This is a genomic window from Rhizobium sp. 01T417, from assembly GCF_056398905.1.
Map to the genome: position 1 here is coordinate 1 of NZ_JBFTQH010000049.1, position 11,707 is coordinate 11,707.

Consider the following 11,707-nt stretch of genomic DNA (forward strand, 5'->3'; position numbering starts at 1 on the left):
GGCCTTGGCCTTCGTCACTGCTTACAACTTCGCCAAACACCTCAAGGCGCTCCGATGGCGAACGCCCTATCAAGCAATCTGCAACGCCTGGACAAGGGACCCGTCAATCTTCAAAATCAATCCGCACCATCTCATTCCGGGACCACACACCTAGTGCTTGCGCTGTTGCTGCGCCTGCTTCTTCATGCGCTCGAAAGCAGCAATCATTTTTGCCTTTACCGAACCCAGCGTTCCCAATTCATGTCCGCAGGTGAAGCAGGTAAGGATATCGGTGTCGAGCGGTTCGGGCCGCTCGAATTTCATTCGGGTGTTCCTGCATTTGGGGCAGGGGATCTCAATCTGCATGGTCTTATCCAAAGTCTCGCGTTTCCGAGGTTTCTTATTCGCGGAGGGCCGATCGAGCAAGCGTTTTCGACCACGACCGAGCACTGACACTTGCCGGCGTTGGCAAAAATCAAAATCGAGATGATGCTACTGGCAAGCGAAGAAAGTCGAGTAGCCTCCGACAGTGGCCACTCCCGCGTATCGCAGATTAGGTCGAAGCAGATTCGTGTTATGGCCCCAGGAGCGCCTCCAGCCAGCAAAAAGCTGCTGCGGTGTCGTATACCCCATCGCGACATTCTCTGAACATACCACACTGAGCCCAGCGGCTCTGGCTTGAGCCGATCTCTGGCGGAAACCATAGTGGCTCATGCTTCGCCGAGCTGCCTGGTAGCGGCTATGCTGCTGCGCCAGGGCTTTCAAAGTGCCATTTGCGGCGAGGGGAGACAGGCCACGGCTCGCCCTATACGAATTGATGAGAGCGAGCGTCTGGGAGCCAAAATCGCCTGTCATCGTTGGTGGTTGCGCTGCGCTAATGCATGCCGAACTCAGAACCACAATTGCTATTGTCTGTAGCGTCTTCATTGTCGGATTTTCCATCTTGGCAAGAATTCGCCTTTGGCGGGCCTGAGCAGACACAAAGCAAACGATCCAGGCAACCATAAACGGGCATGACGCCTCGATTTTCGATGTCGAGCCGAAATGTAGATTCCAACGAGCTGGCCAGGTGGGTGATGTCAGGAGACGCTCAGAGGACAAGCGTCAGCTGACGACCCCATTCTGCCGGCACATATTGTTGAAGTTTGTTTGTGCGCTGCCTTGGGCCGTCAGGGTAAACGAAAAGGCCGCTCTTCCCGTCGCACTTGTGTTTCTCAAAACACCGGCGAAGGGCTCTCCGCCAGTAAAGGCACCGCCCTTGTTCTTGGAGTCCACTATGCCGCAAACATAGACGATCCCGGGCTGTCTCTGTGCCGCCATCATGCTCTTGAACGTCGCACTGGAGGGATCTTTGAGGTAGCTTCGAACTGTGTTCTGAATGGCAGAAACCTCGCCCTCCGAGAGGGTATACGGGATTGTCTGCTGAGTGACGCTTCCGCAGGAACTAAGCAACAAAAGGCCGGCGATCATGATTCTCTTCATGTGCTCCCCCATGAGGGCGTCAAACGACAGGCCCCCCGCCAAGAAAATCTCTTCTAGCAGTTGCTAAATCAAGCCAGTATTTCGACGTATCTCGATGGGAACTATGAGCCGGGGTCCGAAACAGGCTACTTACAATTCAGAAGTTTGTGACTCTCTTTGCCTCTAGTCAAGCCTCGCGTTCAAAGCCTTTCGTCACTGCCGGCAAGCGTTTCGATTGCGATCGCCACTCTGAGTGCGCGCATCTTTTATCGGAGGGACCGCACATATTTGATTGCCGACATGCAAAAGACGCTCGCTGGCCTGATTTGCTGTGAGACGCAGGTCTCACGGACGGCAGCGGAACTGCCGTGGAACTTCTGTTGCAAGCCCACCTATCCCCGGCTTTCGTTCCTTTTTATTCCTCCTGCATGATTTTTCCCTTGCGCCGGAAATTCCAAAATACTAACAGGATCAGGCCGTTTCGGCAGGTCGGGGCGTAGCGCAGCCCGGTAGCGCACTTGACTGGGGGTCAAGGGGTCGCTGGTTCGAGTCCAGTCGCCCCGACCATTTACATAGTAACCTTCGGCACCCCCAGCAGCCGATGGTGATCTCTCTCTCATGGCTAGCCTTGCCGAAAATCAACTGCGACGCAGTTGCCCTTTTCCTGTCAGTGTTTCTGATGTCGGGGCAGCACGGATATATCGCTGATAGAAAAATTTCTTAATCACTCGAATAATTATTAGTTTCATGTAATATATGTTCGACAACTGTTGGTGGACGACCTATGGCCAACCGCGAGGCAAGCGAAACATGCCGGGAAGCTCTGGCGGAGTCCTTCGAGGCTCTGGTCGAGAAGGCCATATCGTCGGGCTGGTCGGAACAGGAAGTCGCACTGGCACTGACGGACCTCGCCGAGACCTATCTGGTCAAGGTCGGCGCAACGGTCATCATCGAGGACTCAATCTATTCGCAGCTTGCCTTTGAGCGGCTGAAAAATTGAGGCGGAAGTCGCCCATCAGACCGGCCCGAAACACGCCGTTCACATATATGTTTCCGTTGGAAATGTTCGGTTGATAAATCACCGGCTCGGGCGCATAGTGCCCGCATCGTCGGCTATGGATGGGCGGTCGACGTCAATGCTAGTGGTGTCATTAGCCCTCATGGAACCTGTGGCGTGATGCTTAAATCCCCAGTTCTTCCACGTGACCTGCCACTTTTCTCGGATGACCTAGACCTCCTGTCCGGAGTACTTGACGATGTCTGCCGGGACAGGGGACTTGCGCGCGATACACCGGCTGCCGAAGTCATCGGCGCGCTCCTGATCCAGCTCTACCGACAGGGCGTTAGGGACAAGGGCAAGCTTGCCGCCCTCGCAAGGGCTTATTTGTAATTTCGGAACCTGAAGAGCGCCCGACTAGTCGTCGTTTGCCGCGTTGAGATTTTCCGGGCGGATCCCTTCGTCGATCCCGGTACGTGCTCGCAGCCTGACGCCCGGTCCGCCTTCGTCATGGTTGCCGCTGGCGATGAAGATGATGCCCGCCGCCTCCAGCGCTTGTTTGACCGCGAGCAGCGCATGCGGCTCGCCTTCCCGCTCATCGCGCTCCATTATTTCGATGGTGGCAGCGGGCAGACCTGAGGCGGTTGCCAGTTGCTCGATGCTCATTCCGGTCATCGCGCGGGCGCCGCGCATTTGTGTCGCTGTGATCATGAATCAAAGACTAGCGCGTCGGCGCTCGTTCGCAAGCCCGATGTGAAGCGCCATTGCGTCTATGGCGCTGTTCCAGCGCGGCGCAGCCCCAGACCACACCGAAAAGCAGGTAGACATGTCGCCAGTGATCGATGTCGATGACGTTTCCGATTGCCACATGCCCTAGCACTCCGATCCACGCGATCATCAGATAGGGCTGCCAAGGCCGATCCTTCAGCAGGTTCCTGAACCCGAGATAGATTGTCCAGCAGAGCATGGTGACGTAACTGACAAAGCCAAGCCAGCCGTAGCTCGTCAGCGACTTCAGCCAGACATTGTGCTCATCCTCCGGAAACATCGTGCCGAAGACCAGCGGACCGATTCCGAGCGGTCGTTCCATCATCATCGTGAAGCCGATGCGGTGGCGCTCGAAGCGTCCGAGGTGCTCACCGTCATACTGCTGCACGAGCTGGGCGCGCGTCGAAAAGAGCGCATTGACCTTCGGGAACTGCAACGCGACGACCAGCGACGCAACCAGCAACATGATCGCCGCAAGCGACAGAATCAGGATGCGCAGTCGAAACGCGCCGCTGCGTTCCTTGAGTAGCATGCAGAAGATCAGCAGGAGAATCCCGGCGGCAAAGAGGCCCCAGGCCGCACGCGAGAACGACAAGAAAACGCCCAGTGCCAGGATCAAGAGCGCTACCGCTTTGATCGGCGACGTCCTCAGATTGCCGACAAGAATGGCGTGGACAAGGTAGAGCGATGGCGGGATCAGGAATGGGCCAAATACGTTCGGGTCCTGGAAGGCGCCTTTGGCACGATCGTAGAGCGTGAAGACCTCTGCGCCGGGGAAGGCGTGAAAATAGCCGAGTATCCCGAGCAGGGAGGTGATAACGGCGGCGAACGCCCAGGCATTGAAGATGAGCGGCAGGCGCCGAGGGCTGTCCTCGACGATCGCGGCATAGAAGATCGCAGTCAATGCGAGGAACGTCGAGACCGCGACATACATTGGCCCGGTCCCGAGGTCCTTCATCTGGGTCAGCGAGAGCATGCCGCCGATGTTGAAGGCAAGCAACAGGGCAAGCAGCGGCGCTGTGAAGCGTGAAATCCTGAGACCGAGGATGAACCAGATGCCGAGAAGGGCGGCCATCCACAGCTCGTAGGGCGCCGGCTCATCGATAACGAAGCCGGAGAGAAAGACACCAAAGGCAACCATCGCCGAACCGATCAGCCGCACCGTTGCTCGTTGTGGTTGAGCAACGCGAAGATGTGTCGCCGAGGCCGCGTTCAATAGGCGTTTTCCGTATTGAACAACCGGAAGGGCGTGAGGAACAGGATTTTCAGATCGAACCAGAGCGACCAGTTCTCGATATAGTAGAGATCGTAGGCGGTCCGGAACTTGATTTTGTCGTCGTGATCGACCTCGCCGCGCCAGCCGTTGATCTGCGCCCAACCCGTCACCCCGGGCTTCACGCGGTGACGCGCGAAATAGCCTTCCACGACGTCGCCGAAGAGGCGGTCCTTCGCCTGGGCCAGAATGGCATGTGGGCGCGGGCCAACCAGCGAAATGTCACCCTTCAACACGTTGAAAAGCTGCGGCAGTTCATCGATCGAACTCTTGCGGATGAAGCGTCCGACGGGTGTGACGCGTGGATCGCCTTTGGTGACCGCGGCACGTCCGGTGGGGTCACCCTTGTCGGCATACATTGAGCGAAACTTGAAGATCCTGATGATCTCGTTGTTGAAGCCATGACGGTTCTGCATGAAGAAGACCGGCCCCTTCGAGGTGACCTTGATGGCGATTGCCGTTGCAAGCATGATCGGCCAGAGGAGCGCCAGGGCGAGCAGCGTAAAGACAATGTCGAAACAGCGCTTGGCAACCGAGTCCCAGTCCCTGATCGGCTTGTTGAAGATATCGAGCATCGGGACAGACCCGATGTGCGAATAGGCACGCGGGCGAAAGCGCAGGCGATTTGCGTGCGCGGCAAGGCGAATGTCGACCGGCAGCACCCAAAGCTTCTTCAGCAGCTGCAGGATGCGGGCCTCCGCGCTAAGCGGCAGGGAAATGATCAGCATATCGATACGGGTAATGCGTACAAACTCGACCAGTTCGGCGACCGTTCCGAGCTTCGGATAGCCGGCGACCATGATCGGCGACCGTTTCTCGCCGCGGTCGTCGAAAATGCCACAGATCCGGATGTCGTTGTCGGGTTGCTGTTCGAGAATGCGGATCAACTCCTTGGCCGGTGCCCCGCCACCGACGATCACCGCGCGGCGCTCCATGATGCCATTGCGTGACCAGTTGCGGATACCGTAGGCCGTCAACAAGCGAGCAGCGAGGAGGACGATTGCGCCGGCAATGAACCACGCAAAATGTGCTTGCGGCTGTGCCCGGCCGATGTTGCCGGAGAGTACGCTTGCAGCCGTGACAATCAGGAAGACGGATGCCCACATGGCAAGGACTCGCGGCAGCAGGCGCATGCGGGCGCGGAGCGCTGGGATGGAGTAGGTGTCGGCCGTCTGGAGCGCACTGACGAGGAGTGCCGCAACAACGGTGGCAGCGATCGCCCGCCCTGCAAGGGTTTCGCCCCCGTTCCCGGGCCAGAAGAGGAATGCAAGCAACCCGACGAGAAACTGTGAGGCGAATTCAAAAAGTCGGAACTGACCGATAATGATGGCCGGCGAGCGATTTCCGGTGCTGAATTGCTCGGCGATCTGACGGGCATAGGCGTTGATCGGCTCCGGTTGAACCGTTCCATCCGCGCCTTCGTCGCGTCGATGGATGTCGGAAACCTGCTTCCGCAGCGCTTCCAGGTCAAACTGCTCGCTTTTCTCTGCCTTGTTCATGAGGCTACCGCCGCTGGTTATCACGCCGGCAATAACAGAAAGCCCCTAAGAAAACTTTTACGAAGCAAGAGCAATAGCTTGCTTCGATTGGGGATCCAGGAGGTCGTGGTACAATTTCAGGACATCGTTGGCCATGATCGAGGCCGAGAAGACCGACCTCACCTGTTCCATCGACGGCATCGCCGCATCATGCCAGCCCGGGATGCGGATCGCGTCCGCCATGGCGCGTGCGAGATCGTCGGTATCCTCGGGGTTGGCGAGTGCAGGGCTGTCTTTGCCCAGCGCCTCTGGAATTCCGCCGACGCGAGTTGCGATGATGGTCTTCCCGGCGCCGAGACCCTCGAGCACGATGTAGGGCATGGCTTCAGCGCGCGACGGAACGACCAGGTTCTGTGACATCGCGAACGCCTGCTGAACGCGCATCGCCGGCAGCATGCTGATGCGCTTGCCCAAACCACGCTCGATCATCATGTCTCGGTATTTGTCGCGCTCGGGCCCGTCGCCGACCATCACGGCCGAAAGTGGGCGTCCGAGAATGCGCTCCGCCTTCGCGAAGGCCTCCACAAAGAGATCGGGACCCTTTAGGTCCCGCAGCATGCCGACGTAGATGTAATGCACGGCATCCGAACGCGTTGGGATGAGCTCGAAATCGCGCTCCGCAAGGCCATTGTAGATCAGCCGCGTTTCCGTTCGCGGCCGCCCGACCTTCCTCGTATAGGCTTCGCGCTCGTACTCGCAGATGAAGACGAGGGCGTCCGTGAAGTACTCCTGCAGACGCTCCATGCGGAGCACGAATTGCCCTACGAGCGACCTCGGAGAATAATGCAGGCTTCCACCATGCGCAGTGTAGAGGCGGGCTACGCGATACCTGTTTACCCGCAAGGCCGAGCCGGCAAGCCGCGCGAGCACACCGCCTTTGGCGCCGTGACCGTGCAGCACATCCGGCCGCAAACTTTTAATATTCTTGTACGTATCCCAGATCACTCCGATGTCGGAGAGGCTGACGTGCCGCCGCATGGGCATGCGGGTCAATCCCATCGCCAGGTAGGGACGAATCTCGTCGAACAAGCGGTCTTCATGCTCGCCGCCCGTTGAGCTGTCGCAAAGAATGCCGACTTCGTGCCCCGCCTTGCTGTGCTCCAACACCAGATCGCGGACATGGCGGAAAATTCCGCCGACCGGTGATCTGAAGCAATGGAGGATGCGGAGGGGGGGCTGTTCGGTCATCGAGGATCAGAACAGTCGTTCGCGAACGTAGACCGTGTCGCCGGCGACGATCGCCGAAGAGATGTTGACGCGACCTGTGATCACTTGCCCATTGACCTTCCGGGTTACGTCGACAGCGCCCTGGTTGGCGCGCGACGTAAAGCCGCCGGCAATGGCAACGGCATTCTGCACCGTCATTCCCGGAACGTAGGCGTATTGGCCGGATTGACCGACTTCGCCCATCACGAAGATCGAGCGATAGCGGTCGACATCGATCGTGACATCAGGGTCCCGCAGGTAGCCCTGTCTCAGCTTCTGCGCGATCTGGCCCGACAACTGCTGCAGCGTCCGTCCACGAGCCGGCACCTGCCCGATGAGCGGGAAGGCGATATAGCCGGCCTGGTCGATCGTATAAGTGTTGGTCATGCTTGGCTGGTCGAACACGGTAATGCGCAGCCGGTCGCCGCTATCAAGCGAATAGGGCTGGATCGTCGCCTGATTGAAAGCCTGGGGGGCAGGCTTGTAGCTATTGCAGCCGCTCACGACCGCAGTCATGGCGGCGAGGCTCAGAGCCATCAAGAACTTGGGCTGTGCGAAAGGCATCGCGTCTGCTCATCGGAAAACGAAATAGGTCTCAGCCGTTATCAATCCGTTAGGGTTAATGGTCGGTAAAAAGCGCCGATTTTTTTGGCTTCGGCCAGTCGACGTGTCGCCGGGATTGCCCGAGCAAGCATTAACCGTTGGGTTACTATAGTCATTTACCCTCGCGGCCACGTTTGTTCTCGGAGTACCAGCATGTCCGGCGTATCGGGTAATCAGGATGTGGACATCGATCTCGGACAATTGGTCCGCGCCGTCTGGGCGCGCCGGCTAAAGGCTTTGGCGATTATTGCGTTGGGGGCAGGGGTCGCCTTCACGGGCGCCAAGATGATCTCCCCCAAATACCGAAGCGAAACGCGCATCCTGATCGAGCCGCGTGCTCCTGCTTTCGCCAATGCGCAGGTGAACGACACCAATGCTGGTCCGTTGCTGGACGAGCTCAACATTGCAAGCCAGGTGCAGCTGCTGCAGTCCGCGGATCTCATCAAGCAGGTCATCAACGGCCAGAAGCTCTACGATTTGCCGGAATTCGACGCTGCCGCGAATGGCTCGGCGCTCACCGACATCCTGGTAGCCCTTCACCTCAAGAAGAATCCATATGAAAATCCCCCCGAAGAGCGCGTGATCGACGCTTTCACCGAGCGGCTGCAAGTCTATCAGGTGCCGGGATCGCGGGTGATCGGCATTACCTTTACATCGAAGGATCCCAAGCTCGCGGCGACAATCCCGAACGCGATGGCGGCGGTCTATCTCGCCACGCAGAGCGGCGCCAAGCTGGACTCGAATTCCGAGGCAACGCGCTGGCTGGAGCCCGAGATCGAAAACCTCCGCCAGAAGGTCAATGACGCCGAGCAGAAGGTGGCGGAATACCGTGCTGAGCACGGACTGCTTCCGACCAACGGCGGCTCGAATTTCGCGACACAGCAATTGAACGACATTTCGGCTGAGCTCACCCGGGTCCGGGGAGATCGCGCAAACGCCGCGGCGCGTGCCCAGTCCGTCCGCAATGCTCTCTCGTCAGGTGAGCCGTCCGACACGCTGCAGGACATCATGTCGTCTCAGTCGATCCAGCGACTGAAGAGCACGGAGTCGGGGCTGCAGTCGCAGATATCCGACCTGCAGACGTCGTTGCTCAACAACCATCCCCGCCTCAAAAGCCTCCGCGCGCAGCTTTCGGATATCAAGGTCCAGATTCGCCAGGAGACGCAGAAGATCCTTGCAAGCATCGAAAACGAAGCGAAGGTCGCTGCTGTTCGCCAAAAGGAACTGGAGCAGCAGGTCGACAGTCTGAAGGCGAACAGCGCCCAGGCCGGCGAGGACGAGGTTGGCCTCAACGCCTTGACGCGTGAAGCGACCGCGCAGCGCCAGCTCCTGGAGACCTATCTCTCTCGCTACCGGGAGGCCGCCTCGCGCGCCGACAAGAACTCAAGCCCGGCCGACGCCCGCATCGTGTCGAAGGCCATACAGCCCGTCGATCCCTATTTCCCGAAGGTTCTGCCGATCGTCATCGTTGCGGCCTTCGCAACTTTCATCATGACGTCCATTGTGATCATGCTCGCCGAACTCTTCAGCGGCCGGGCGCTCCGCCCGGTTGGGATAAGCGAAGAGGAAGAGCGCGAGGATGGGGAACCTCAATCAGCGACCACCGGCTCCGTCAATCGCGTGGGCACACCGAGCCTGTTGGCCACGCCCGCAGACGACGAGCCGGTGGCCGAACAGGCTGAGGACGAGAAAATCGTTGAAACAAACGAATTCTCGATTGCATCCGTCTCGGACTACCTTCGAGGTAGCAGGGCGCCTCTGGCTATCGCCATTTCTCCAACCGGCGACGGCGGCTCGGCGGCGACCGTGTCCCTTGTGCGCAAGTTGGCTGAGGACGGCTCGCGGGTCATTCTGGTCGACATGACTGGTTCCGGTCTGCCGACAAACCTCATGGCTGAGGACCGCAAGATGCTCGGCATAACCGATCTGCTCTGCGGCGATGCAGCCTTTGGCGATACGATCCACGGCGACAGCCGCTCAGACGCGCATTTCATTCCGCAGGGCATCAGCGATCCGCGCCGGGCAATGCGCGGTGCCGATCGCTTGTCTCTGCTGCTGGACGCTTTGATCTCGGCCTATGATTTGGTGATGGTGGAATGCGGCGCCGCCGACGTGGCCGGCGTTTCCAGGCTGACCCAAAGCAAGGATGTCGAGATCATTCTCTCGATGCCTGAGATCGTCGAGCAGGAGTTCGTGACTGTCATGACCGAGTTCGAAGCCGCCGGTTATGAACGCGTCGTTCTGATGTCCGATAGCAACGAGTCCATCGAGAACCCAATCTCGCGGCGTGCCGCGTAATCAAACGCCGATAACGCGGCGCAGGCGCTGGGCCACGGCGTAGAGCCTCTGTTGAGACTTGATGAAGCCTTTGCCGCGCGTGATGGCCCGGTGCATTGCGGCACCCACGGTGCCGCGGAGCGAAAGCGGCAGAACGACGTCATGATGCTCAGTCTCTACAGGCGCCCATGAGCGTTTGTATCGCTGGTCGCCAAGGCCGAAATCGAACAGTCTTACGCCCTTGCCGTGCTGGCCGGCTACCATCTGCCAAAACAGAAATTCGCCAGGGCTCGTCTCCGGCGCCGCGCTTTCATCGAAGGCGGTGAACTGGCAGATGATGTGGTCGCCTTTGCGAGAAAGACCGGCGAGCGCGGCGATGCGGCCGTCATGTTCGCCCTTCAGGCGGATTGCGTGCATTTCCAGTCCCACCATCCCGCGGTCGCGGTCGCGGATGTCGATGGCGCCGTGCAGGAACGCTTTGGTCTCCGGGTCTGCAAATACGTCAGGCGACCCGAGCGCCTTGAGACGCTCACGTTTCTGTTCGAAGAAGCGATCGAGCAACTGGTGTTGTTCATCCGGGGTGCCGCTGGAGATGTAGTCGAAGCCACCGAGCGCCTCAAAACGCCGCAGCTGCGCCCGGAACCTCTTGCGTCGGCCCTTGGCATTCACCTGTTGAAGCGTCGACTCCATCTTGTCGAGAAGTGGAAGCTGGTAGGCGTGATTCTGGTTCTGGACCATCGGCAATAATGCCAGGGGATTGCGTCGGCCGCGCCATTCCAACGGAACATTCTGCAGCAGCAGAAGATCGGCGCGTCCGGCCAGAGCACGGCGCAGAGACATCGCAAGCTTTTGAGGCTCCAGATTGTCGGCAAGTTCAATGAAGCGCGTTGAGAGGAGGCCGGTGTTGATGTTGCTGTGATCGGCGCCGATAAATCTGGCGGTCCGGAAGCCATGAAAGCTGGTTATCTCTAGCGGTAGAATGAATGCAGTCTCTCCGCCAATCCTGCCCCAGACGATCGACAGTTGGTGTCCGAAGGCCTTGGTCCACGCCATGCACCAGTCATAGCCTTGGTGAAGAGAATTCAGGTTGTCGCAATCGAGCGCGCGCCAAACGGTCTCCAGCGGCGCCAAGCTATCCAGGACGGCGATGTCGAGTTCTGCCGCCCCAAGCTGCGCATCCGGCGCCAGCCATTCGGAAATACCGGCGTCGGGTTCCGTTGAATGGTGTGCCCTATTTGAAACAGGAAGCTTCTGCGCCTGCACTGATTTTCTCCGGACTGACTTGCAGGCGCGAAGAATAGTCCAACGGAACGTCCATTTGGTTTATGAGCGGCGCTAAACCTTGCTTTCCATCGATCACGGTTATCCCGTCGTTAACGGATCACTGCTGCTTCGGCCCGGCCATCCATTTGATGATGACCATCGCGGGCAGCACCCACAGCAGGCCGGTCAATAAAAAGTACAGGAGCTGGCCCCACCATGGCGCGTCACCGAGCGTGGCGACCGCAATCGTGTTTGCGAGCAGCGCATAGGCGAGCACGAGCACGACGATCAGGATCGTACCGATGAATTTGCGGAGGCGGACAGGCATCAAATATCTTTCAA

At 58.9% G+C, this 11,707-nt stretch carries 13 protein-coding genes, 1 tRNA gene and 1 pseudogene; 5 read left to right on the top strand and 10 right to left on the bottom strand.

Annotated features, from left to right (window positions below):
• Positions 1-154, top strand: a pseudogene (locus AC1DPR_RS28140) (IS481 family transposase); the annotation flags it as partial.
• Here the strand turns inward: AC1DPR_RS28140 and AC1DPR_RS28145 are convergent.
• From AC1DPR_RS28145 to AC1DPR_RS28155, 3 genes are all read right to left on the bottom strand, one after another.
• Entirely contained in the window at positions 151-303 is a 153-nt protein-coding gene (locus tag AC1DPR_RS28145; RefSeq protein WP_018116344.1) for a hypothetical protein, read from the bottom strand. The pseudogene AC1DPR_RS28140 and the gene AC1DPR_RS28145 overlap by 4 nt on opposite strands.
• A 168-nt stretch (positions 304-471) precedes the next feature.
• On the bottom strand, positions 472-984 hold the full coding sequence (locus AC1DPR_RS28150; RefSeq protein WP_348648622.1) for a CAP domain-containing protein: 513 nt from the start codon (positions 982-984) through the stop codon (positions 472-474).
• Positions 985-1,083: 99 nt separating this feature from the next.
• Positions 1,084-1,461: a hypothetical protein gene (locus tag AC1DPR_RS28155; RefSeq protein ID WP_037090569.1), complete on the bottom strand. Its 378-nt coding sequence runs from the start codon at positions 1,459-1,461 to the stop codon at positions 1,084-1,086.
• Positions 1,462-1,930: 469 nt separating this feature from the next.
• Here AC1DPR_RS28155 and AC1DPR_RS28160 point away from each other — a divergent pair.
• The 3 genes from AC1DPR_RS28160 (at position 1,931) to AC1DPR_RS28170 (ending at position 2,830) form a co-directional block, all read left to right on the top strand.
• Positions 1,931-2,007: transfer RNA gene (locus AC1DPR_RS28160), tRNA-Pro, on the top strand.
• Between the two features lie 217 nt (positions 2,008-2,224).
• Entirely contained in the window at positions 2,225-2,440 is a 216-nt protein-coding gene (locus AC1DPR_RS28165; RefSeq protein WP_029792597.1) for a hypothetical protein, read from the top strand.
• Between the two features lie 177 nt (positions 2,441-2,617).
• Entirely contained in the window at positions 2,618-2,830 is a 213-nt protein-coding gene (locus AC1DPR_RS28170) for a hypothetical protein (protein ID WP_018859824.1), read from the top strand.
• 24 nt (positions 2,831-2,854) lie between these two features.
• Here the strand turns inward: AC1DPR_RS28170 and AC1DPR_RS28175 are convergent, their stop codons facing one another.
• From AC1DPR_RS28175 to AC1DPR_RS28195, 5 genes are read right to left on the bottom strand one after another with little or no spacing between them, the layout of a single operon-like run.
• The gene (locus AC1DPR_RS28175; RefSeq protein ID WP_018116340.1) at positions 2,855-3,148 is read right to left on the bottom strand and encodes a DNA-binding protein; all 294 of its coding nucleotides are present in this window, start codon (positions 3,146-3,148) and stop codon (positions 2,855-2,857) included.
• 10 nt (positions 3,149-3,158) lie between these two features.
• Positions 3,159-4,421, bottom strand: coding sequence for an O-antigen ligase family protein (locus AC1DPR_RS28180; protein ID WP_113471937.1), 1,263 nt, complete (start codon positions 4,419-4,421; stop codon positions 3,159-3,161).
• Positions 4,418-5,977 (bottom strand): undecaprenyl-phosphate glucose phosphotransferase, encoded by a 1,560-nt coding sequence (locus AC1DPR_RS28185; protein ID WP_018859826.1) that lies wholly within the window; start codon positions 5,975-5,977, stop codon positions 4,418-4,420. Before AC1DPR_RS28185 ends, AC1DPR_RS28180 begins: the two co-directional genes overlap by 4 nt.
• A 57-nt stretch (positions 5,978-6,034) precedes the next feature.
• Positions 6,035-7,204 (bottom strand): glycosyltransferase family 4 protein, encoded by a 1,170-nt coding sequence (locus AC1DPR_RS28190; RefSeq protein WP_018859827.1) that lies wholly within the window; start codon positions 7,202-7,204, stop codon positions 6,035-6,037.
• A gap of 6 nt (positions 7,205-7,210) precedes the next feature.
• Complete coding sequence (locus AC1DPR_RS28195; protein ID WP_018859828.1) at positions 7,211-7,786, bottom strand: polysaccharide biosynthesis/export family protein; 576 nt, start codon at positions 7,784-7,786, stop codon at positions 7,211-7,213.
• 192 nt (positions 7,787-7,978) lie between these two features.
• Here AC1DPR_RS28195 and AC1DPR_RS28200 point away from each other — a divergent pair, with 192 nt between their 5' ends.
• On the top strand, positions 7,979-10,123 hold the full coding sequence (locus AC1DPR_RS28200; RefSeq protein WP_113471938.1) for an exopolysaccharide transport family protein: 2,145 nt from the start codon (positions 7,979-7,981) through the stop codon (positions 10,121-10,123).
• Here AC1DPR_RS28200 and AC1DPR_RS28205 read toward each other — a convergent pair whose 3' ends face one another.
• Positions 10,124-11,365: a GNAT family N-acetyltransferase gene (locus AC1DPR_RS28205; protein WP_113471939.1), complete on the bottom strand. Its 1,242-nt coding sequence runs from the start codon at positions 11,363-11,365 to the stop codon at positions 10,124-10,126.
• Between the two features lie 118 nt (positions 11,366-11,483).
• Complete coding sequence (locus AC1DPR_RS28210; protein ID WP_018859831.1) at positions 11,484-11,693, bottom strand: DUF2842 domain-containing protein; 210 nt, start codon at positions 11,691-11,693, stop codon at positions 11,484-11,486.
• Between the last annotated feature and the right edge of the window lie 14 nt (positions 11,694-11,707).

Excerpts from the sequence above, each read along its gene's own strand:
- AC1DPR_RS28195 (WP_018859828.1), bottom strand. The coding sequence starts at position 7,786 with ATGCCTTTCGCACAGCCCAAGTTCTTGATGGCTCTGAGCCTCGCCGCC.
- AC1DPR_RS28155 (WP_037090569.1), bottom strand. The coding sequence starts at position 1,461 with ATGAAGAGAATCATGATCGCCGGCCTTTTGTTGCTTAGTTCCTGCGGA.
- AC1DPR_RS28190 (WP_018859827.1), bottom strand. The coding sequence starts at position 7,204 with ATGACCGAACAGCCCCCCCTCCGCATCCTCCATTGCTTCAGATCACCG.
- AC1DPR_RS28175 (WP_018116340.1), bottom strand. The coding sequence starts at position 3,148 with ATGATCACAGCGACACAAATGCGCGGCGCCCGCGCGATGACCGGAATG.
- AC1DPR_RS28170 (WP_018859824.1), top strand. The coding sequence starts at position 2,618 with ATGCTTAAATCCCCAGTTCTTCCACGTGACCTGCCACTTTTCTCGGAT.
- AC1DPR_RS28165 (WP_029792597.1), top strand. The coding sequence starts at position 2,225 with ATGGCCAACCGCGAGGCAAGCGAAACATGCCGGGAAGCTCTGGCGGAG.
- AC1DPR_RS28185 (WP_018859826.1), bottom strand. The coding sequence starts at position 5,977 with ATGAACAAGGCAGAGAAAAGCGAGCAGTTTGACCTGGAAGCGCTGCGG.
- AC1DPR_RS28200 (WP_113471938.1), top strand. The coding sequence starts at position 7,979 with ATGTCCGGCGTATCGGGTAATCAGGATGTGGACATCGATCTCGGACAA.
- AC1DPR_RS28145 (WP_018116344.1), bottom strand. The coding sequence starts at position 303 with ATGAAATTCGAGCGGCCCGAACCGCTCGACACCGATATCCTTACCTGC.
- AC1DPR_RS28150 (WP_348648622.1), bottom strand. The coding sequence starts at position 984 with ATGGTTGCCTGGATCGTTTGCTTTGTGTCTGCTCAGGCCCGCCAAAGG.
- AC1DPR_RS28210 (WP_018859831.1), bottom strand. The coding sequence starts at position 11,693 with ATGCCTGTCCGCCTCCGCAAATTCATCGGTACGATCCTGATCGTCGTG.